Below are 20,110 nucleotides of genomic sequence, written 5' to 3' on the forward strand. Positions count from 1 at the left end.
GGAAAAGGTAAGGAGGAGCATATGAAAACGAAGCGAATCTGGATGTGGTCTCTCGTCTTCGGAGTGATTGCAACGTGTATCGTCTACGTAGCACTTTTCTCAAACATAGGGATCGTTGCCTCAACAGGTTCTGACTCAGATGTGGAAGAGATGCCAGAGGTTGTTGAGGTTGCAGAAGCTGCCCCGACGGTCATCGAAAGGGAAATGAGCAATGAAATGCTCGAGGTCAGTGAAGGAAAGCGGGCCATTTCAATAAAAGTAACGCTTGAACAAGGGGTATCGGGTTATGTTGTACCAGGATCATTCGTAGATGTTGTGGCGTTTGAGACTTCAGTGAACGAAGAAAAGAAAGAAGAGCTTCGATCAGCGAAGGTTGTTCTCCAAAATGTTAAAGTCCTAGGCTCCGGAAAAGCTTCGGATGCTGGTGAAGAGTCACTTTTGTATGAAACTGTCACATTAGAAGTAGATGCAAAACAAGGAGTTCAAATAAGTCTAGCTTCAACGGATGCGAACGGTTTTTACTTAATGTTACGAAATGAAACCGACAAAGCGATCGAGAAGGCAGAACTGAAAGAAACAAGACAGGTTGTTGAAGGAGTTGTTGCGAAATGAGTGTAGAGTGGTACTTTTATTGCGACTCAAACGGCCGAGCAGAAAAAATTGAGACGTTCCTTTTGAAGAGAGGACAACATTTAACGTGTTTTCAAACTCTTACAGACCTTCAGTCACGTCTTGAAGATACCTCTAATGCTACTCTCTTTTTACAGCCAAACAATGTTTACAATGTCTATGAACTTAGCGAAGAGATTTCGATCAAGCACCCACATATCTACATCATCATCATCTCTGAAGAAACGAGTGAAAATACGAAGAAAGCGATGCATTCTGGTGCCTCGAACGTATTGACACTCCCGATCAAAACAGAAGAGCTCGTCGATGTGGTGACACAGGCTCACCGATACATGAACTATCGTGCTGAACAGCAAGGTGTAAAAGAGAATCATGAACCTAAGAACGAAAGTCGTGTGATTTCCGTTTGTAGTCCACGTGGTGGAATCGGGCGAACGGTAACTACCGTGAATTTAGCGGCGAGTTTCGCACGTGAAGGGAAGTTGGTCGCTGTGCTCGACACGAACATTCAATTCGGAGACGTCACAATGTACTTTGACGTGAAACCGAAAAATACGATTTATGAATGGGTGAAGGAAGGGTACGACAAAGGGAGATTTTCAGTCACGCATTATTTAACAAAACACGATTCTGGTGTTGCGATTCTAGCTCCACCACCTCGACCAGAGTTTTTTGAGATCATTACCGAGCATCACATCGAGATGGCGATCACCGAACTTAGGAAAGATTACGATGTGATTTTAGTTGATACAACTTCTACGATTTCAGAAATCCATCTGAAGAGCCTCGTTCTTTCTGATGATATCTTATTGCTGATGACGAGCGACATACCTGCTGTTCGTAATACGAAGCTCTACATGGAAACGCTTGAACCACTGAAGTTAATCGAGAAGGTAAGCGTTATTTTGAACAGAGATTCTAGAAAAACGACGATCGATCAGAAGCGTTTAGAAGAGATTCTTCAGAAATCGATCCTCTCTATGCTTCCAGACCAACCAGGACCTGTTGCAACTTCAATAAACGAAGGGTATCCGCTCGTATTAAAAGATGCGAAAAACGCTCTATCAAAAGCGATCTTTTCGCTTTCAAAGCAACTGTTGCCGGAAGAAGAGGAGTCCGTTCAATCTGGATTAAAATCGATCAAGTCTATGCGCTGGCCTTTATTGAGTAGGTAAGGGAGGGAATCGAGTGTCTCTTTTCAAACGTTATGTAGATGTTCAACCTGTAGATGCTGGCGAAGGCAAGGTTAAAGTTCCTGTTAAGACGAATGAATACATTGTGATGGAAACAAAACTCCAAAACTATTTATTAGAAGAATTAAAGAAAAAGCAGTTTGATCGTGATGAAGAAACGAGAAAGATTCGTGAACTTGGTAAGGCGTTCATCGACAAAGAAGGTGAGCGGTTAACGTTCGAAGAGAAGAAGAGTCTCCTTGGAACGGTCGAGCATGAGCTTTTAGGGTATGGACCCATCACGCCTCTACTAGAAGACTCTACGGTTTCTGAGATCATGGTGAATGGCCCATTCGATATTTATTACGAGCATCAAGGGAAAATCTTAAAAAGTGAATCATCGTTTCGTGATGATGCACATGTTGAGCGTGTAATCGAGCGGATCGTATCACCCCTTGGGCGTCGAATCGATGAGAGTTCGCCGATGGTAGATGCGAGATTACCAGATGGCTCTCGTGTCAACGCGGTTATTCCTCCTCTAGCACTTCGGGGTCCGTCTTTAACGATTCGAAAATTCTCAGCGACTCCTTTCCAAATCTATGATTTGATCGATTACAATACGCTCAGTACCGAAATGGCAGATTTCCTAAGTATGTGTGTTAAATCACGGTTAAACATCTTCATTAGTGGCGGAACAGGTTCAGGGAAGACGTCCTCGTTGAACGTATTATCATCGTTCATTCCAAACGATGAGCGAATCGTAACGATCGAAGATGCTGCCGAACTTCAGCTTTCACAGGACCACATCGTTGCACTCGAATCGCGTCCCTCCAATATAGAAGGAACAGGAGCGATCACCATTCGTGACCTCGTTAGAAATGCCCTTCGTATGCGTCCAGATCGTATCGTCGTAGGGGAGGTTCGTGGTGCAGAAGCGCTCGACATGCTGCAGGCGATGAATACGGGTCACGATGGAAGCTTAAGTTCAGGACACGCCAATTCTCCTCGTGATATGCTGTCTCGTTTGGAAACGATGGTCTTGATGGCAGGGTTCGATCTGCCGCTTCGTGCGATTCGTGAGCAGATTGCAAATGCTCTCGATCTTATCGTTCATCAAGTTCGCTTGAAGGATGGTTCAAGAAAGATGGTAAAGATCACTGAAGTTCTTGGTATGGAAGGAGAAACGATCGTACTTCAAGATCTATTCGTTTTTAAAGAAGAGGGGCGTAATAGCAAAGGGAAAATCGAGGGTCGCTTCGTATCGACTGGGGTAAGACCAGGGTTTGCCGAAGTGCTCGAACAAAATGAATTTACGATTCCAGCTTCATGGTTCAAAGAGGAGTGGTGAGATGAATGAGATCGTTCTATTGATACTGATATTTTTGGCTTTCTCTTTGACATTTTACTTCATTACGATGAGTTGGAAGAAAAGGAAGAAGGCCAATACGAGAATCAAAGAGTTCGTACCAGCTGGTCCGTCGGTCGTTGAAAAGAAGAGCGAGGATAAGAAGGAACTACTGAGGCCACTGATCATTAAACTTTCCAACCTTTTTAATGGAGTGAAGTTTAGCAAGGATACGGAAATAAAGCTTCAGCAGGCAGGAAGTACATTAAAGGTCGAGGAGTTTTTTGTCGTACGACTTCTTGTCGCTGCTGCAACTCCTATCGCACTTTTTCTTCTCACGGTTCCATGGTACTTCTGTCTTTTAGCGATTGGAATCGGGTATATTCTGCCTGAACGATATATGGTCAATAAAGCAAGAAAACGAAACAAACAGCTGTCTTACCAGCTAGTAGAAGCCTTAGCAACAATGTCGAACTCTCTTAGAGCAGGGTTTAGCTTTGTTCAAACGATGAAATTGATCGGAAAAGAAATGCCAGATCCAATCGGTCCTGAGTTCGAGCGTGCGGTTAGGGAAATTGGGATGGGGATTCCGATGGAAGAAGTGTTTGAAAGCCTGATCGCTCGTGTTCCAAATAAAGAGCTTGAAGTTGTCATCCAAGCGATTTTAGCACAGCGTAAGAGCGGAGGAAATCTAGCAAAGCTCATGGATAATATGGAGGAGACCGTTCGGGGAAGAATCCGGATACTAGAAGAGCTCAATACATTAACTGCACAAGGGAAGCTCTCATCGTGGGTCATTACAGCACTACCAATCGTTTTAACGTTGTATCTTTATTTTGTAAGCCCTGACTACTTTCAACCGATGATCGATTATCCAATAGGGTGGGTATTGCTTGGCATAGGTTTAATTTCCCTTATGCTTGGGTGGTTCATCATTCAAAAGATCGTACGAATCGAGGTGTAGCATATGATCAGCATGTTGTTTGTGATCTCTTCCGTCGTTTTCTTCATGCTCTTATTTACTGCAGTGTTTTCTACAATTTATCAAAGGGACATTGCGATTGAATCTCGTGCAGATGTCTATTTCGGTAAATCTGAAGGTGTCGAGAAACGTACCAAAAAGACATCGAATGGAATTACTCAAACGCTATTTCGTAAATTGTGGAATATAAGTGTTGCGCGTCTAGGAAGGTTGCTTGAGCGAAAGGATCATCGAAAGCTAGAGCTGATGATTCGGGAAAGTGGCTATGAAAAACTATCACCTATAGAATTTCGTCTGATCCAAATTCTTGCGTGTGTTACCGGTGGTTTTCTTACGCTATTGCTGATTGGACCGACCTCTGATGGCCTATCTACTTTATTTTTTGCGATCGCAGTATCTTTCTTGTTTTATCGCTATCCCATCTTTTATATAGCTAAGAAAAGAACGCAACGGATAAAGCTTATTAACAGAGAACTTTCTGACTTTTTCGATATGGTGAGCTTACTACTAGAAGCTGGTGTTGGTCTAGAAGGAGCGATCACGGATGTATGTGACCGTATGAAAGGACCGTTATCTTCTGAATTTAAGAAAACGTTAGATGAGATGAAACGAGGGAAATCGAGGCGTGAAGCTTTCTACGATATGAAAAGAAGGGTGCCTTCTGATAGTTTTAGAAGCGTGATGACATCGATTATTCAAGCTGATCACTTAGGCGTGGGAATGACTAGAGTTATCGTGAGTTTAACGACGAGATTAAGAGAGCAGAGACGTGAGATCGCAAGGGAACAAGCGATGAAAGCACCTGTGAAGATGCTTATACCGATGATTTTATTTATCTTCCCTCCGATTTTTATCGTCATCTTAGGTCCTTTAGTCGTTAAGGTATTCATGGAAGGATTGGGGTAAGAATCGTGGAGAGAGAACATACATAGAAAAAACCAGTATCGTCTGCATAGATACTGGTTTTTTCTATTGATGAAGTCTTCTCAGTCCGTGCAAGTCGATCATTCCAAATCCTATTTTTGAGAACAGGGGCAGGATGATAAAGGAAAGAGCACTGACCAATTCCTGGGTTATATTTAAGCCTGTGGAACCAAGCAGCCATGCTGTTGGATAGAGCACCCAAAAAGATGTTAAGTAAAGAGCGGTAATGTTGTAATGGCGGTACAGTCGCTTACCACCAGCTCGCGCTAGTTTTCGTAAAGGCATCCATAGAATGAATAAGACGATGACGAGTGCAATTATACCGAACGTATACCAGATGTATTTCGTTCTTTCTGGAGAGAAGTCAGCGATCAGCCCGGTTAAAATCATAAATACGTCGGCAGAAACTAAGCCGATGAGAAGTCCTTTGTTTTTCTTTTTCTCATAAAACATAGCGGTTAAGGCTAGTGATAACAGCAGTAGCGGGGTCGTGACAACCCAGTCAAGGTACCGTGCGAAATAAATCGTTCGATCCGCACGTTCAACAACGCCTTGTCCTAAAGCGATGGAAAGGTAAGCTGTACCAGACCAGGCGGTGATGATGATTGGGATGACGTATTCATAAAGTGGCACGTTCTTTGGCTTCCGACTTAGGATGAAGAAGTAGATAGCGGCAGCAATCATTAAAATAAAATAAATGATGTGTAATGTAATATCCAAATTAGACATATCGTTCTCCCCTATACGAATTCTTAGTGGTATCCAGTATAGACAAAACTCAGTTCTATTAATCCTATTCTAGTAAAAGGTGCTCCATTTGAAGGTTAGAAGAAAGGAAAACGTGATGACGTTGCAGAAAAGGTACTAGTGTTTGGGAAAGTTGAACCAAAAATAGTTTCGTGTCTCTTTTCTACATTGTCATTAAAATGAAGGAGCGTGAGTCATGTATACGGGTATTCTCTTATACCATGGATTCAGTGAGTATGAATTATCGGTACTTGTTTCTGTGCTTAAGCAAGGAAAGAAGCCGGTCGTTTTTATAGGACTCGATCACGGACTTGTCTCAGGAGAAGCTGGGATGCCTTGTTATCCACAGTTTAGTATCAATCAGGTCGACCGATCAAAGTTAGATAGTCTCGTTCTTCCTGGGGTTGATGATTTCGAACATCTTGTTGAGCACGATGAGTTAAAAGCATTCTTAAAGAGCTTGAAGGAAGAAGATTTGTTGATCGGGGCGATTTCGAGTGCTCCATATTTCTTAGCGATGAGTGGATTGTTAGAGAACAAACGATACACGACGGGCCTGACGCGCGAGCAGCGAACGTTTCTAGCAACCTTCGATGAAGACTATTACAGTGATAAGCCAATACTTGTAGATGGACAGATTATTACAGCAAGGGGTTCATCTTATGTTGACTTTGCTTTTCAGTACGGTGAATCGTTAGGGCTTTCATTCGATCGAAGCTGGTATGGAAGATAGAGGCGTCGAGCGAATGTGTGGTAGGATAGTAGTTGGGTAAAAATGACAGATGAGCGTGGTGAAGTATGGTGTTTAAGGTTTTTCTGATCGAAGATGATCAGTCACTGTTTAGTGAGATGAAAAAACGCTTAACCCAGTGGTCGTATGATGTACATGGGGTGAGTGATTTTAATCATGTTTTTAAGGAATTTTTGGAGCTGAAGCCGGAGTTAGTGATCATCGATATCCAGCTTCCTAAGTTTGATGGCTTTCACTGGTGCCGGATGATTCGAGAACATTCAAACGTTCCGATCGTCTTCTTATCGTCTCGAGACCATCCGACAGATATGGTGATGTCCATGAATCTTGGGGCAGATGATTTCATTCAAAAGCCGTTTCATTTTGATGTTCTCGTTGCTAAGATTCAAGCGATCTTAAGACGTGTATACAATTACAACACCGAAGAGACTGGCGTGAAGACGTGGCTTGGAGCGACGGTAGATTATGAGCGGAATCGCTTATCGAATGAACAGGGCACGATCGATTTAACAAAAAACGAAATCTATATTCTAAAAATCTTGATCGAGCAGAAGAATAAGATCATTAGTCGGGATGAAATCATCACGGTGCTATGGGAAGATGAACGATTTGTGAGCGACAATACGCTAACAGTCAATGTGAACCGATTACGAAAGAAACTAACAGAGCTTGGACTTGGAGATTCGATCGTAACGAAGGTTGGTCAGGGATACATGGCTGTGGAGCGTGTGTAATGATTAAAACCTTTCTTATCGAACGTAGAAGTTGGATCGGTCTATTTCTTTTTCTGCAGCTTTTGCTGCTCCTAACCTCGTACGTTGATCAGTCGATTTCGTTCTCGTCGATTCTGTACGTTGTCTTTCTTTCTACGCTCATCATGACGATTTTTCTTGTCATGAGATATCGAAACGAAACAACATTTTACGGAGAATTAGAACAGAGGGAAAACAACCTTGAAAGATGGAGTGTTCCTGAGGCAAACAGTCCCTTTGAGCAAATCGTTGAACGTAATTTAGTTTCAGAAATCGAAAAGCTTCAAGAAGAAGTATCAAGAAAACAGGTGGCGATCGAACAAGAAAAGGATGATATGCTTTCGTGGATTCATGAAGTGAAAACACCTCTTACCGTCATGTCGTTAATGATTGAGCGCCTTGAGGATAAAGAGGCAAAAGCTCAGTTAACGTACGAGTGGCTTCGGATTCACCTTTTGTTAGATCAACAGCTTCATCAAAAGCGCATTTCATTTATTGAAACCGACGTGTACATCGAGCGGGTAAATCTTGAGTCAATTCTTTTCGGTGAAATTAAGACACTGCGATCGTGGTGTATCCGAAAAGGAATCGGATTTGAAATCGATCTTGATGTAGAGGAAGTGTTGAGTGATGCGAAGTGGCTTGCGTTTATCATAAGACAGCTATTATCGAATGCTGTGAAATATAGTGATTCATCCGATTTGAATATTACGAGTACGATGATTCAGGATCAAGCTGTTCTTATTATTACTGACTATGGACGAGGAATTGACTCGCAAGACTTGCCTCGTATTTTCGATAAAGGATTCACCTCGACAACGAGGCATTCCGATCATGCTGCGACTGGAATGGGTCTTTACCTTGCGAGGAAAGTTGCAGATGCGCTACATAGTAAACTAGAAGTGGAGTCAGAGGCTGGTGTTGGGACGACTGTTAAGGTGATCTTCCCTAACGCAAATAAAGTTGAATCGATACGAGGCGTGTGACAAAAGTGTCACATGCTTTTGTGTTTTGTTAGGTGATTGAAAGGAAACCCGTTCTCGCCTCATTTACACTTAAGACATCAAGTAAGGGGAGGTCTTCACATGATCGTATTAGAAGCAGCAAAATTACATAAAAGCTATGGAAATAAGTTCACGAAACATGAAGTGTTAAAAGGGATCGATTTACAGATCGAGCAAGGGGAGTTCGTCAGTATCATGGGGGCATCTGGGTCTGGTAAAACAACGTTGTTAAACGTTCTCTCATCAATCGATCGAATCAGTCATGGATCGATTAAGGTACAAGGAAAAGAAATATCAAAATTAAAAGAAAAGGAGCTAGCAAACTATCGAAAGCATGAGCTGGGCTTTATCTTTCAGGAGTATAACCTGCTCGATACGCTTACAGTGAAAGAGAACATTCTTCTGCCGCTCTCAATCAAGAAGGTATCGAAAAAAGAAGCGAATGAAAAGTTTAAAGAAGTGGCGGGAGAGTTGGACATCGAGCGTATAAGTGACAGCTACCCAAATGAAATTTCAGGTGGGCAAAAGCAACGGACGTCAGCAGCACGTGCGTTCATTCATGAACCAAGCATCATATTTGCTGATGAACCAACAGGTGCCCTCGATTCGAAATCTGCTTCAGACCTGTTAACCAAATTGAGTGAGATGAATGAGAAACGAAAAGCAACGATCATGATGGTCACGCATGATCCTGTGACGGCAAGTTTCAGCTCACGGGTAATCTTTATTAAAGACGGAAGCATCTACACCCAGTTGAATAAAGGAGAGCAGTCGAGACAGGCATTTCTTAAGGACATCATGAAAACGCAAGGTGTGCTTGGCGGTGTGACGTATGAGTACTAAACAGCTCATATTCCGTAACCTTCAGAAGAACGTAAAAAACTATTATCTTTACATTTTTGCACTCGTCTTCACTGTTGCGCTTTACTTTACGTTTGTTACTTTGCAATTTGCCCCGGCCCTTAGCAATGACAGTTCGATCAATGCTACAGCAGCTATCCGAACAACATCGATCTTTTTGATCGTCATTATAGGAGTCTTTCTTCTATATGCGAATAACATCTTCATCAAACGGAGAAGCAAGGAAATCGGGCTATTTCAGCTGATTGGGATGACGAAGAATCGCATTTTTTTCATCGTTAGCATTGAAAATGCCATCGTGTTCGTATTGTCGATCTTGATAGGAACTTTCGTTGGTTTTGCTTTATCAAAGCTCATCCTAATGATCTTTTTCAAGGTAGTAGGCATAGAAGAAACAGCAAGTCTCTACTTTTCTTTGGATGCGTTCTGGTTAACTCTTGCAGTGTTTGGGTTCATCTTTCTTCTCCTGATAATAAGAAACTATTTCTTTATAAAGAGGAGAACAATACTATCACTGTTTAGTGTTTCAACGACTGCTGAAGAACGAGTGAAACGAATGTCAGTTTGGGAAATCGTCATGGGCGTTTTAGGAATCGCGTTTATTCTCCTCGGCTACTATATATCATCACGGCTATTCGAAGGAGATATCACCTCTCTCGTTCAGATGATGATCGCCATGGTGTCGATTCTTACGGCAGTCATCGTTGGAACCTATCTTTTCTATAAAGGATCTGTTCGCTTCATTACGAATATCATAAGAAGACAAAAGCGTGGTTACCTCGATATCAATGCAGTGCTGTCTCTTTCATCGATCATGTTTCGGATGAAATCGAATGCTTTCATGTTAACGGTCATTACCACGGTTTCAGCAGTTGCAATCGGTTTATTATCTTTGAGCTACATTTCGTTCTATTCAGCAGAGAAAAATGCTGAGATCAGCATACCCGATCATTTTGCGTTTACAGATGTTGATGATGCCGAACGATTCCAGAAATCACTTCAGAAAAACGCCATCCCATTTGAAGAAAAAAGGGTGGAGTATGTTCAGAAGGAAGTAGACATCTCATCGCTAATCGATACTGATTTGGAATTAGCCATGGATCCTTCAAAAACATTCATGACCTTAGTAAGTGAAAATGCTGTATCGAATAGTCTAGAGGAAAACGAAGTGATGTTTACGGGATACAATCATGTGGTCGAGGCGATCATGCCTCTTAAAGAGAAAGGAACAATCAGTGTAAGCAGTGAAGGTTCTTCATTACCACTGACCTATATCGGTTTAGAAGAAGAATACATCGTAAATAATCGTGTGTCTCTTGGAGGGTTACCGACCGCTGTTGTAGATGAGAAGCTTTTCTCAACGTTACGAGAGGAAGAATCAAACAATGTTTATGTGGGGATCAATGTGACCAAAAGCAGTACGCATGACGAAGCCAATACATTGTTTCATGATCTCGGTTTCGGTAACATCTATCAGTCTCAGTCAGATCTTGCAACAGATCAAAAGCAAAACATGGGCTTGGTGATGTTTATCGTAGCGTACCTTGGCCTTACGTTCCTCATCACGTCAGGCTGCATCCTTTATTTTAAACAAATGGATGAAAGTGAGGAAGAGAAGCCAAGCTATCGTATTCTTCGAAAGCTAGGGTACTCAAAACGTGATTTGCTCCGTGGAATCGCTGGTAAGCAGGTGTTCAACTTTGGAATTCCGCTCATCGTTGGGTTGCTTCATAGCTACTTCGCTGTTCGGTCAGGCTGGTTCTTCTTTGGTACAGAACTATGGACACCGATGATCATCGTGATGGTATTGTATACAGTTCTCTATTCGGTCTTTGGGCTGCTTTCGATTAAGTACTATAAACAGGTTATTAAAGAAGCGCTGTAATCAAAAACAGACCAGGAGCGTCCCTGGTCTGTTTAAGTTTCTTTTACGAGTTTGTATCCGATATAATCTAAGGCTTGCTCTAAGTTAGATCGTACAGTAATGTCTTCAAGATCACTATCCGATTGAATGGCTCTCAAGGCAAGCTGAGGCCGAATGCCGGTTATGATCATATGAACACCCACAAGGTCGAGGGACTTGCTGATTTTCAGTAAGTTGCTCATATTGCTCTCATCAATATCAATAAGACCCGAGAGGTCGAGTAATATATATTCGAGATTTTTCTTCACACTGTGTGCTAAGGTAGTTTCGATAATTCGCTCTGTGCGTTCGTTATCAACGTCTCCGATTATCGGTAGAATTGCTACTTCACTCGAGATGGGAACGAGCGGTACAGATAGCGTTTCGATGCTCGTCTGTGCGCGATCTAGTTCTAATACGTTTCCTAATAAATTTGCCATCGATTTCATGAGCGCAACATGGTCTTCACTAAAATGATGAGGACGACTGTCCATCCCGCAAAGTGTTCCGAAGTTTTCGCCGCTTCTAAAATTGATCGGTACTCCGATCAATGAGCCTCCACCAAGGCTTTTTGTAACATCCATTTCTTTTGTAAAATCATTTGTCGTTAGATCTTCAATGATGAGCGGTTCACGACCAGCTCGTACGATGAATTGTCAGTAAGAATCACGATATAACGTTTCGAAACCTGATTCGAGTAGAATTTCATTTCGATTAAACGCTTCGAGGATATCAACGTCTTGTTTATCGTTTCTAGCGACGAAAAACGTATTCACGTCGATAAACTTGCTGATTAGTTCTAGTACATCCTTTGCTGCGTCATGAATGCTATTGTATGCAGGGGATTGCGTCATCTTCATCCTTCACTCCCTTCTTCACATTACTGTATAATTTCATCGTAACATAGTTTGGAGAAAAGCGTATCACTAACGCTGACACGGATTTATTTACAATAGAGAAGAGGGGGAACGTTTTGGCATACAAAACCCGGTTAGTAGATAATTTTGTTAATAAAGTTTCTTACTTTGCGAAACGCCTAAAAACGATGGAAGTGATCGAAACCAGGCACGCGACAATTGTTGACTCTGGTTACCCTTCAGATACATTTAATGTTATTGCGATTCGACAAACGCTCTCAGAAGAAGTCTTCTTAGGAGCAATATCTAGGTTCAAAAAGAAAGAGTATCCTTTAAGCGTATGGTGTTGGAATGAGGAAAGTACACGCGGAAACGATTTGATAAACCTCGGATTGGTTCAGGTAGAGACAAATGTTGCGATGGTTATGGAAATGAATGATGTGGTAAAAAAACCGGTACTTCCAAAAGGTTTTGAGATTAAAAAAATCGAATCACCTGAAGACATCGTCTTGTTCGGAGCGTTGATTTCTTCATTTTTCGGAGATTCATTAGAAGGAAAAGCGGTCAAGTCATATTACGATGACGTCGCTTCTCTCAGCATGAAGTCTTCGGATTTGACGTTATACATTGGGATTGCTGGAGGAAAACCCGTCACGACCGGTTCAATGATCGTTAGCTCAGATAGTGTTGGCATTTATGATATGGGAACATCGGATGAAGAACGTGGAAAAGGGTACGGTACTGCCATGTTTCGTTATCTTCTTTCTGAAGCAAGTAAGTACGAGAAGGACGCCTGTTTCTTGCAAGCATCTCCGGACGGATATGCTATTTACAAAAGTGCTGGCTTCAAAGCGATTGGAGAAATGAAAGTATATGGATGGGGATGTGACAGTTAGTTCGAAATCAAGTATATTTAATTCGAGATAATTTTGGTTTATACTAGTGGTGAACACAAAGGAGGGATCACGATGCACTTATTAGGACTACATCACGTGTCCATTTTGACTGGAAAAGCAGAACGAAATTATGAGTTTTTCACAAAGATCCTTGGTATGAGATTAGTTAAAAAAACAGTGAATCAAGACAATACAGAATCTTACCATCTATTTTATGCGGATGGGAAAGGTACACCGGGTACAGACATTACATTTTTCGATATTCCAGGGTTAGGGAAATCATATAGAGGAACATCAGATATTTCGTATGTTTCATTGCGAGTAAAAACTACGGAAGCACTTCACTTCTGGAAAGAACGTTTTGAAGCTTACAATGTGAAGCATGAAGACATACAGAAGCGAGCAGGTCGTCAATCGCTCGGTTTTGAAGACTTTGATGGCACGAGACTGATTCTTGTTGCTGACGATGGTGAAGAAGGTGTAAGAGCCGGAACGCCTTGGGAGCGGGAGGATATTCCAACAGAACACAGCATTGTAGGACTCGGACCTGTGACATTAACAGTTGACGATCCTAAACCTACAGTACAAGTGTTAACAGAAGTGATGGGTTTTAGAGAAGATGGAACGTATCCCGCACCAGAAAATAAGAAAGATATTCTCGTTTATTCAACGGGGGAAGGTGGAAGTGGAGCTGAAGTCCATATCGAAGTTCGCCCTGATCTTCCTAAAGCTCGACTTGGAAGAGGTGGCGTCCACCACGTAGCATTTCGTGTTCCAAATGAAGAAGAGTACGATAAATGGGCAGAGCGCTTGAATCAATTTAGATTACCCAACTCTGGAAAGGTTGAGCGATATTATTTCAAAGCGCTTTACTTTAGGGAGCCGAATGGCATTTTATTTGAGTTATCCACTGATGGACCTGGATTTGCGACGGATGAACCGTTAGAGTCGATGGGTGAAGCGTTAGCCCTTCCGCCATTTCTTGAGCCAAAGCGTGCTGAAATCGAAGAGAAGTTAAGACCACTTGAGTTTTAATACAAAGAAGGACCTCTCTAGAGGTCCTTCTTTTTTGTGTGGCTTTGCGAAAAAAAGAGACCTAAAAGGTCCCTCTGTCATGCTATTTAAATACCCCAAATGGCTTTCCTACTGGTATCGTTACTTTTCCGAAATGCGTGTTGAGCACACTTGCAGCAGATCCATAGAAACTGAAGATCGCGATGAGGAACTCAGCAATCGCTGCGACTAAGTGCATCGCTTCAGGAGCGATTCCTAGCGTTGATAGAGATAGTCCGATGAAAAGAAAATCGATGAGAACGAAAATGATGAATAGCACTTTATGTGTTTCCATGGCACCGATCGTCATGAATAAGCTGAAGATCAAGTACCCGATGTAGGCGATTCCTAGCTGGTTCGGATCAACTGCGCTTGCAGCCGCATCTCCAAAGACTCCAAATTGGATCAACCACGAAGTGCCGACACCCATCCAAAATAGTCCGAATGCGCCAAAAGCAGTTGTGCCAAACGTATTGTTGTGCTTTGCGTCTAACACGCTAGCGAAAAGTTGTGCGATTCCTCCAAGAAAGATTGCCCATGGTAATATGAACGAAACGCCGTCTGTCAATCCGAGTTTTGCAGATGAAGCGACGAGTGTCACCATCGCTAATCCAAATAACCCGATTGCGGAAGGGTCAGCTACTTTAATTTGAACTTGCTGTGTTTGATTCATGATGTAACCTCCTATAAAACATACTTGACCACTTTACACAATAAAAGCTTTGTATGCAATAGGAAATTATATGGAAGCGCATTCTTTTTTTAGCACCGAATGAAGGGGTCAGTAGCTATTATCCGTCAAGAACCCCCGTGCACAATGTGCGCCGGGGGTCACTGTTAATGGGAATCTTTATGCTCTTGCAGCTTATCATCTTGAGACTCTAGTTCGACAGCGCTGATCGAGCCATTCTCTTCTGTTGAAATGAAAGAAATCATATTATCGCCTGCATGATACACATGGTAATATTCTCCTCTCAGCTCGTTTAAGAAAACTTCATCTGGCTCACCGAACTGACAGGTCAACAGTTCATAAGGAATCGCAGGACCTTCAGATAATGCGTTGTAGCGCATATTGAAGACTTTATCGTCTACCGTCATGTAGGCATACGTATTATCAAAGAAAGCAGGGATTCCTTCAAAATACCAATCATCATATTGAAGGGTAGGGTTTGAAGCTTTTAATTCGTCTTCTGTCATTCCGAGAAAAATCGTAGCGTTCTTTAAGTGTCCTTTCTCTGCAAAGGATAAGAGTCCAGAATGAAATGGTTCAGATGAACAGCTCTTATCTGCTTTTGCTGTTGGAAGTTTTGGAGGATCATCAGTCATAGTGAAGTCACCAGAGAATTCAACGGCAGCACCGTGGTAATAAAGGCATGACTCTTCTTTAAAGGTGATGACGTTGTCATTTATTTCGAACGTTCCTTTGCATTCTTGTTGATCATTATCCTGGAAGATCGCTTTGTTTCCGTTTGCTTTCGCCTTTCCAGTAAGCTGTCCAACATGTGCTCCGTTGCTTACGTCAAATGAGAACATAAATGAATCAGGTGTTACGTTATACACGCTTAAGTTACCGGTATCGAAGCTCCCATCGATGTAAAGGGCTTCTTTCCAGTGTGAGATGTCATCTTGTTCGTCAGCTTCTTCGGTCGTGGCTTCTGCATTATCTGAAGGTTCTTCTTCAGATGATGCTTCTTCTTCAGATGAAGACTCTTCTGTTGTTTCTGTACCAATAGGAATAAACGTATAAATACCGTTAAACGATACATCAGCGACGTTTTGACATCCCTCCGTTGCTGCTACTGCGACCGCTTCTTTTTCCTTCGTGAACGTGACCGTACATTCTCCATTATCAGGGTGTGTATAGACTGCTTGATCATTTCCGCTCGAATTCCCAGCTAATTCACCGACATCTTGTCCATCGTATGCAAATAACGAAAAGGCAAACGAATCTCCGCTTGGATCGGTAATATCAAGAGTTCCCATGATATTTCCGTTTTCTTCCCATTTGTACGTTCCCTCTGTCCATGATGGTGTTGTGCCGACTTCTACTGCTTCAGTTGGCTTTTCAGCTTCACTTTCCTTCGAGGCATCCTTTCCAGGAAGAAGGTTACAAGAAGCGGTTAGCATGAGAGAAAGGAATAAGAACATGAGGCGCAAAGGTCGCATAAGATTCCTCCCGAACGATAGATTTGGACTTATTATACATAAACCCTAGTAAAAGAAAGGGCTATCGGTGTCGAGTCGGAAAAATTTTTACTGTCTAATCTAGCAGAATTCCAATGTCTGCTTATAGGAGATTTCCAGGGAAATGATTGCAGGAAGTCGAATGATTTTGGTGGGAAGTCTTGAACGGTAAGCGTACATTGAAGCCGACAAAAACCTCCATGTCTTTTTAAAGTATTTTTGGAAAGGGTTTCTCCCACTTTGAATGGAAGATAGTAGGACGAATGTAAATGCTAGATTAAGGATGGTACCGATGAAGGGTACAAGTGAGAAAAACAGATGAGGAGTATCGGTATGATAGAAATCGTTGAATTTGTATATGAGGAAACTTTAAGGGAGAGCGCAGAGAACGTCTATCGCAAACATAAAGAGATCATCACACGAGCGATTCCGGGTGCTGAAGTTTATCATGTTGGCAGTACAGCCGTAAAAGGATCTTTAACGAAAGGTGATGTGGATCTCCAGGTTCGTGTAGATGAAACTGGATTTGAACATGCGAGGACGTTCTTAGACAAAGCGTACGCTCTGAATGAAGGAAGTAGTCAAACATCATTCTTTGGAGCTTATGAAAAGAATGATGAAGTGTTACCGCTCGGGCTACAATTGACGCTGAAGCATTCTGAGGTCGATCACTTTTTGAAAGTCACTGGTTATTTCAAGGAAAACCCGAGTCTAACGACGAAATATAATTCATTAAAATCTACTTTTCATGGGAAAGAGATGGAAGCATATCGTAATGAAAAAGCATTGTTTATGGAGGAGGTACTCCGGTCACCTGGCTATCTGGCTCTTTCACGAAGGTATGATCTTTATGAGAAGGTGAAAATTGTAACAGGTGAGAAGTTTGTAACGATCGAGGAGCTTGATCACGCATCCGAAAATGAGGTGGAAGAGCTTGTTGCAAATGTACTGAGCGATCCTGCTTTTAAAGAAAAAGAAACGCTGAACATTGTATGCAGCGGAGAAGAGATATGCAGTTTCCTCGTGGAGGAGGGATTTGTTCTACATGATGAGACGGTCCAGGTGACACATGATCTTCAGATGGAAATTACAGAATCATCCCCTTTTACGTTCGTCTCGCTAAACGATGGAGAAGAAGAAGTATTCAAAGATGTATGGGCTGATGCGATGTCTGGTTCATTCAATTCCAAGTCTTCTCTTACGATCGAGGATCATCTGAAAAGCGTTGAATGTGAACTTGGAGAGGGATGGAGAAAGAGCTGCCTGACCGTTTACGAAGGTGAAAAAGCAATCGGCGTCATGATGCCTCATATCGAACCCGGAACAGAAACAGAAGGACGGCTGTTTTATTTTGGATTAGTACCTTCTGAGAGAGGCAAAGGAAAAAGTAAAGAGATTCATAGACAGGGCTTGCGCTTTCTTCGAGACGATTTTGGTGCCAAATCTTATGTAGGAAATACGAGTCTTCGAAACATTCCCATGATACAAACGTTTAAAGCGAACGGCTGTCGTGAAATATCGAGAAATAAGGTCTATACGTTACGAAGAAAATGAGGCGGGTAGGTGATGAAAGGTGATCGCATATTTATTGAGGCATTGGGTTCCGTTTGCGATCGGATGTATCGTAGCGATCTCTTTAGTGGATCTACTGAAAGGTGAGCGAATAAGCTGGCCTTTCATCACGTTATTTTGTATCGGTAGTTTGATCATGTATATCATCCTCTGGCAATTTAAGAAAGGCGAAAAGGACAGCCATTATTCCGGTTGAAGATTGAGTGAGGATTATCGGTACCTTTCTTTGATGTGGTATCCTTTTACTATCGGTAACAAATTGTGAAAGGTAGTTGTACACTATGGATATTATTTCAGATAACATCATGGCGTTTGGAATTTTGTTTTTGATAATTGCCATTTTGCTTTCAAAGTTTACAAAGAAGAAGTGAGGGAAAGGCTTGAGGATTCGTTGCCTCAAGCTTTTTGTTTGGAGAGAAAAGGTGCAGGGCGTGCACTGGACGTGATACGATAAAACTATTATGTAGAAAGAAGGGTATCGATTGACGGAAAAATATTATTATGAAGATCCATACATACGCACGTTTGAATCAACGGTAGAAAAAGAACAAACGGACGAGAACGGTCACTATGTTGTTCTGACATCAACAGCCTTTTATCCGACAGGAGGCGGACAGCCTCATGATATGGGAACGATCGATGGTGTTGTTGTAAAAAATGTTGAAGAAGTCGATGGAGAAGTTCGTCACTATCTTGAATCACCTCTCAGTGGCCAAGAGAAAGTGAGAGGTGAAGTTGATTGGAACCGTCGCTTCGATCACATGCAGCAGCACGCTGGCCAGCATATCTTGTCTGCTGCGTTTGAAGATCTGTTCGGGTATAAAACGATCAGCTTTCACCTTGGAAAGGATACATGTACGATCGATCTCGACATTTCAAACCTCGTTGAAGAGGAAGCGAAGCGTGCTGAGGATTATGCGAACAATGTGATCCTAACAAACAAAAAGATCGTTGCAAAATGGGTAGCTCCAGATGAAGCTAAACAGTTTCCACTCAGAAAGCAGCTTTCTGTTACGGAGAACATTCGTCTCGTCATGATTCCAGATGTTGATTACAGTGGATGTGGTGGAACGCACCCCGCTTCTACTGGGGAAGTAGGCGGCATCAGCATCTTAAAATGGGAAAAACAGAAGAAGCTTGTTAGAGTAACGTTCGTATGTGGGAAGAGAATCATCGATGAGCTTTATCAAAAGCAAAAAGTGATGGAGAAGTTGACGAAAACGCTTAGCGTTCCTCAAGAAAACGTAGCGGAAGCGGCACAGCGTTTGGTTCAGCAAACGAAAGAGCAGGAGAAAGCGATGGACGATTTACGTGAAAAGCTCTTAGCTTTTGAAGCTGAAGCGCTCGTGAATTCGCCACTTCCTGTTGGAGACTATAACGTAGTTCAGCTCATCACAAATGAATATGGAATGAAGGAGCTTCAGAAGCTCGCGAAGATGATGCTGAATGAAAACTCTTCCGTTATCGTACTCCTTGTTAGCGAGGTAGGAGAGAAAATACAAATCGTCTGTGGTAGAGGGGCAGATGTTAACTTGGATATGAACCTTGTCCTAAAGGAAGTCTTACCTGTGATCAATGGGAAAGGCGGCGGAAAGAAAGATTTTGCGCAAGGTGGAGGAGAAGCGATACGATCTGCAGAGGATGTTTTAAAAGAGTTGATCTCGCAATGTACTGTCGATGTTTAGTTAAGAGGGGAAGCACGTAACGTGCTTCCTTTTTTTATTCTGGCATAATCAAAACGATTTGTTCAGTGTGTACGATCCATTCACACCCAGAGTCATAGAGCACGATGTGATCAGGCTGAACGTGAATAAGACTTCCTCGAAGCGTGTCTTTCCTCGTTTGGATGAGTAACGCTTTTCCTAGGGTAGCGTATAAGCGGTTTAGCATATATGGGTCAACACAAGCAAATCGGTTTTTACAGTTCATACTTTCATCCCCTTACACGGAAGCATTCGAACTCATCGTATGCACTAATGGATTATTTTGATCTGAAGTAAACTGAATAATTAAAAAATAACTAGCGAAGGAACAAATGTTCTGGTAAGATGAAAGAGAGTTTTGTATACATAATTTAGGAGGCGATCGAGCAATGTTTGAAATGACGATTCAATTACGTGTATCCGATATGGAAGAAGGTTTGGCTTGGTACAAAGAACTTTTTCAGCGTGATCCTGATTTTGTTCCTCACGAAGGTTTCGTTGAATGGGAGATGCTGCCCGGAAGTTGGCTGCAGCTTGCTGAAGGAACACCGACGGAAGGAAGCGGTCCGCTAAGATTAGGGGTAGAAGACATTTCAGCAGAGCGAGAAAGAGTTATGAAGAAACTAAACGTTGCTCATTTCGAAATACATTCGAGAGAAGAAGTTCCAGTAAAATGGGGAACGTTCACGGATCCATGGGGAAATCGCCTAGGGTTTTATGAATACCTTAACAAAGAGATGGAAGCGGAACGAATGCAAACGATTTTGGGATAAC

At 42.2% G+C, this 20,110-nt stretch carries 22 protein-coding genes; 16 read left to right on the top strand and 6 right to left on the bottom strand.

Features of this window, described 5'->3' with window-relative positions; genetic code table 11:
• Positions 1-21: 21 nt before the first annotated feature.
• The 5 genes from cpaB to PFZ69_RS12280 are packed head-to-tail and all read left to right on the top strand — an operon-like array spanning position 22 to position 5,035.
• A complete protein-coding gene (cpaB, locus tag PFZ69_RS12260; protein ID WP_270181370.1) occupies positions 22-612 on the top strand; it encodes a Flp pilus assembly protein CpaB in 591 nt (196 codons plus the stop codon).
• Positions 609-1,805 (top strand): AAA family ATPase, encoded by a 1,197-nt coding sequence (locus PFZ69_RS12265; protein WP_270181371.1) that lies wholly within the window; start codon positions 609-611, stop codon positions 1,803-1,805. Before cpaB ends, PFZ69_RS12265 begins: the two co-directional genes overlap by 4 nt.
• Before the next feature lie 13 nt (positions 1,806-1,818).
• Positions 1,819-3,150, top strand: a complete 1,332-nt coding sequence (locus tag PFZ69_RS12270) for a CpaF family protein (protein WP_270181372.1) — start codon at positions 1,819-1,821, stop codon at positions 3,148-3,150.
• A gap of 1 nt (position 3,151) precedes the next feature.
• Positions 3,152-4,111: a type II secretion system F family protein gene (locus PFZ69_RS12275; RefSeq protein WP_270181373.1), complete on the top strand. Its 960-nt coding sequence runs from the start codon at positions 3,152-3,154 to the stop codon at positions 4,109-4,111.
• Positions 4,112-4,114: 3 nt separating this feature from the next.
• The gene (locus tag PFZ69_RS12280; RefSeq protein ID WP_270181374.1) at positions 4,115-5,035 is read left to right on the top strand and encodes a type II secretion system F family protein; all 921 of its coding nucleotides are present in this window, start codon (positions 4,115-4,117) and stop codon (positions 5,033-5,035) included.
• A gap of 63 nt (positions 5,036-5,098) precedes the next feature.
• On the opposite strand, the gene PFZ69_RS12285 is transcribed toward PFZ69_RS12280, so the two are convergent.
• Positions 5,099-5,782: a bacteriorhodopsin gene (locus tag PFZ69_RS12285; RefSeq protein WP_270181375.1), complete on the bottom strand. Its 684-nt coding sequence runs from the start codon at positions 5,780-5,782 to the stop codon at positions 5,099-5,101.
• A 214-nt stretch (positions 5,783-5,996) separates the two neighbouring features.
• Here PFZ69_RS12285 and PFZ69_RS12290 point away from each other — a divergent pair, with 214 nt between their 5' ends.
• The 5 genes from PFZ69_RS12290 to PFZ69_RS12310 all read left to right on the top strand — a co-directional run bounded on the left by PFZ69_RS12290 (position 5,997) and on the right by PFZ69_RS12310 (position 11,053).
• Positions 5,997-6,533: a DJ-1/PfpI family protein gene (locus tag PFZ69_RS12290; RefSeq protein WP_270181376.1), complete on the top strand. Its 537-nt coding sequence runs from the start codon at positions 5,997-5,999 to the stop codon at positions 6,531-6,533.
• A 68-nt stretch (positions 6,534-6,601) separates the two neighbouring features.
• Positions 6,602-7,285, top strand: a complete 684-nt coding sequence (locus PFZ69_RS12295; protein ID WP_270182028.1) for a response regulator transcription factor — start codon at positions 6,602-6,604, stop codon at positions 7,283-7,285.
• Positions 7,285-8,289, top strand: a complete 1,005-nt coding sequence (locus PFZ69_RS12300) for a sensor histidine kinase (protein WP_270181377.1) — start codon at positions 7,285-7,287, stop codon at positions 8,287-8,289. The genes PFZ69_RS12295 and PFZ69_RS12300 overlap by 1 nt, the downstream gene beginning before the upstream one ends.
• A gap of 99 nt (positions 8,290-8,388) precedes the next feature.
• Positions 8,389-9,150 (top strand): ABC transporter ATP-binding protein, encoded by a 762-nt coding sequence (locus PFZ69_RS12305; RefSeq protein WP_270181378.1) that lies wholly within the window; start codon positions 8,389-8,391, stop codon positions 9,148-9,150.
• Entirely contained in the window at positions 9,140-11,053 is a 1,914-nt protein-coding gene (locus PFZ69_RS12310) for an ABC transporter permease (protein WP_270181379.1), read from the top strand. Before PFZ69_RS12305 ends, PFZ69_RS12310 begins: the two co-directional genes overlap by 11 nt.
• Before the next feature lie 32 nt (positions 11,054-11,085).
• Here PFZ69_RS12310 and PFZ69_RS12315 read toward each other — a convergent pair whose 3' ends face one another.
• A complete protein-coding gene (locus PFZ69_RS12315) occupies positions 11,086-11,721 on the bottom strand; it encodes an STAS domain-containing protein (protein ID WP_270182029.1) in 636 nt (211 codons plus the stop codon).
• A gap of 6 nt (positions 11,722-11,727) precedes the next feature.
• The gene (locus tag PFZ69_RS12320; RefSeq protein WP_270181380.1) at positions 11,728-11,931 is read right to left on the bottom strand and encodes a hypothetical protein; all 204 of its coding nucleotides are present in this window, start codon (positions 11,929-11,931) and stop codon (positions 11,728-11,730) included.
• A gap of 113 nt (positions 11,932-12,044) precedes the next feature.
• On the opposite strand from PFZ69_RS12320, the gene PFZ69_RS12325 reads away from it, so the two are divergent.
• Both PFZ69_RS12325 and PFZ69_RS12330 read left to right on the top strand, forming a co-directional pair.
• On the top strand, positions 12,045-12,824 hold the full coding sequence (locus PFZ69_RS12325; RefSeq protein ID WP_270181381.1) for a GNAT family N-acetyltransferase: 780 nt from the start codon (positions 12,045-12,047) through the stop codon (positions 12,822-12,824).
• Positions 12,825-12,896: 72 nt separating this feature from the next.
• Positions 12,897-13,859 carry a ring-cleaving dioxygenase gene (locus PFZ69_RS12330; RefSeq protein ID WP_270181382.1) on the top strand — a complete coding sequence of 321 codons (963 nt, stop codon included), beginning with the start codon at positions 12,897-12,899 and terminating at the stop codon, positions 13,857-13,859.
• 82 nt (positions 13,860-13,941) lie between these two features.
• Here PFZ69_RS12330 and PFZ69_RS12335 read toward each other — a convergent pair whose 3' ends face one another.
• Together PFZ69_RS12335 and PFZ69_RS12340 are read right to left on the bottom strand one after the other, a co-directional pair.
• Complete coding sequence (locus PFZ69_RS12335) at positions 13,942-14,553, bottom strand: acetate uptake transporter (protein ID WP_442865184.1); 612 nt, start codon at positions 14,551-14,553, stop codon at positions 13,942-13,944.
• 161 nt (positions 14,554-14,714) lie between these two features.
• Complete coding sequence (locus PFZ69_RS12340) at positions 14,715-16,043, bottom strand: hypothetical protein (protein ID WP_270181384.1); 1,329 nt, start codon at positions 16,041-16,043, stop codon at positions 14,715-14,717.
• Between the two features lie 351 nt (positions 16,044-16,394).
• Here PFZ69_RS12340 and PFZ69_RS12345 point away from each other — a divergent pair, with 351 nt between their 5' ends.
• From PFZ69_RS12345 to PFZ69_RS12355, 3 genes are all read left to right on the top strand, one after another.
• On the top strand, positions 16,395-17,615 hold the full coding sequence (locus tag PFZ69_RS12345) for a GrpB family protein (RefSeq protein ID WP_270181385.1): 1,221 nt from the start codon (positions 16,395-16,397) through the stop codon (positions 17,613-17,615).
• A gap of 19 nt (positions 17,616-17,634) precedes the next feature.
• Positions 17,635-17,829 (top strand): hypothetical protein, encoded by a 195-nt coding sequence (locus PFZ69_RS12350; RefSeq protein ID WP_270181386.1) that lies wholly within the window; start codon positions 17,635-17,637, stop codon positions 17,827-17,829.
• Positions 17,830-18,115: 286 nt separating this feature from the next.
• Complete coding sequence (locus PFZ69_RS12355; RefSeq protein ID WP_270181387.1) at positions 18,116-19,318, top strand: alanyl-tRNA editing protein; 1,203 nt, start codon at positions 18,116-18,118, stop codon at positions 19,316-19,318.
• A gap of 34 nt (positions 19,319-19,352) precedes the next feature.
• Here the strand turns inward: PFZ69_RS12355 and PFZ69_RS12360 are convergent, their stop codons facing one another.
• On the bottom strand, positions 19,353-19,562 hold the full coding sequence (locus PFZ69_RS12360; protein WP_270181388.1) for a DUF2642 domain-containing protein: 210 nt from the start codon (positions 19,560-19,562) through the stop codon (positions 19,353-19,355).
• A 163-nt stretch (positions 19,563-19,725) separates the two neighbouring features.
• Here PFZ69_RS12360 and PFZ69_RS12365 point away from each other — a divergent pair, with 163 nt between their 5' ends.
• Positions 19,726-20,109, top strand: a complete 384-nt coding sequence (locus PFZ69_RS12365) for a VOC family protein (RefSeq protein WP_270181389.1) — start codon at positions 19,726-19,728, stop codon at positions 20,107-20,109.
• Position 20,110 lies beyond the last annotated feature (1 nt).

It is taken from the genome of Alkalihalobacillus sp. CinArs1 (assembly GCF_947387515.1).
Lineage (GTDB): Bacteria > Bacillota > Bacilli > Bacillales > Guptibacillaceae > Guptibacillus.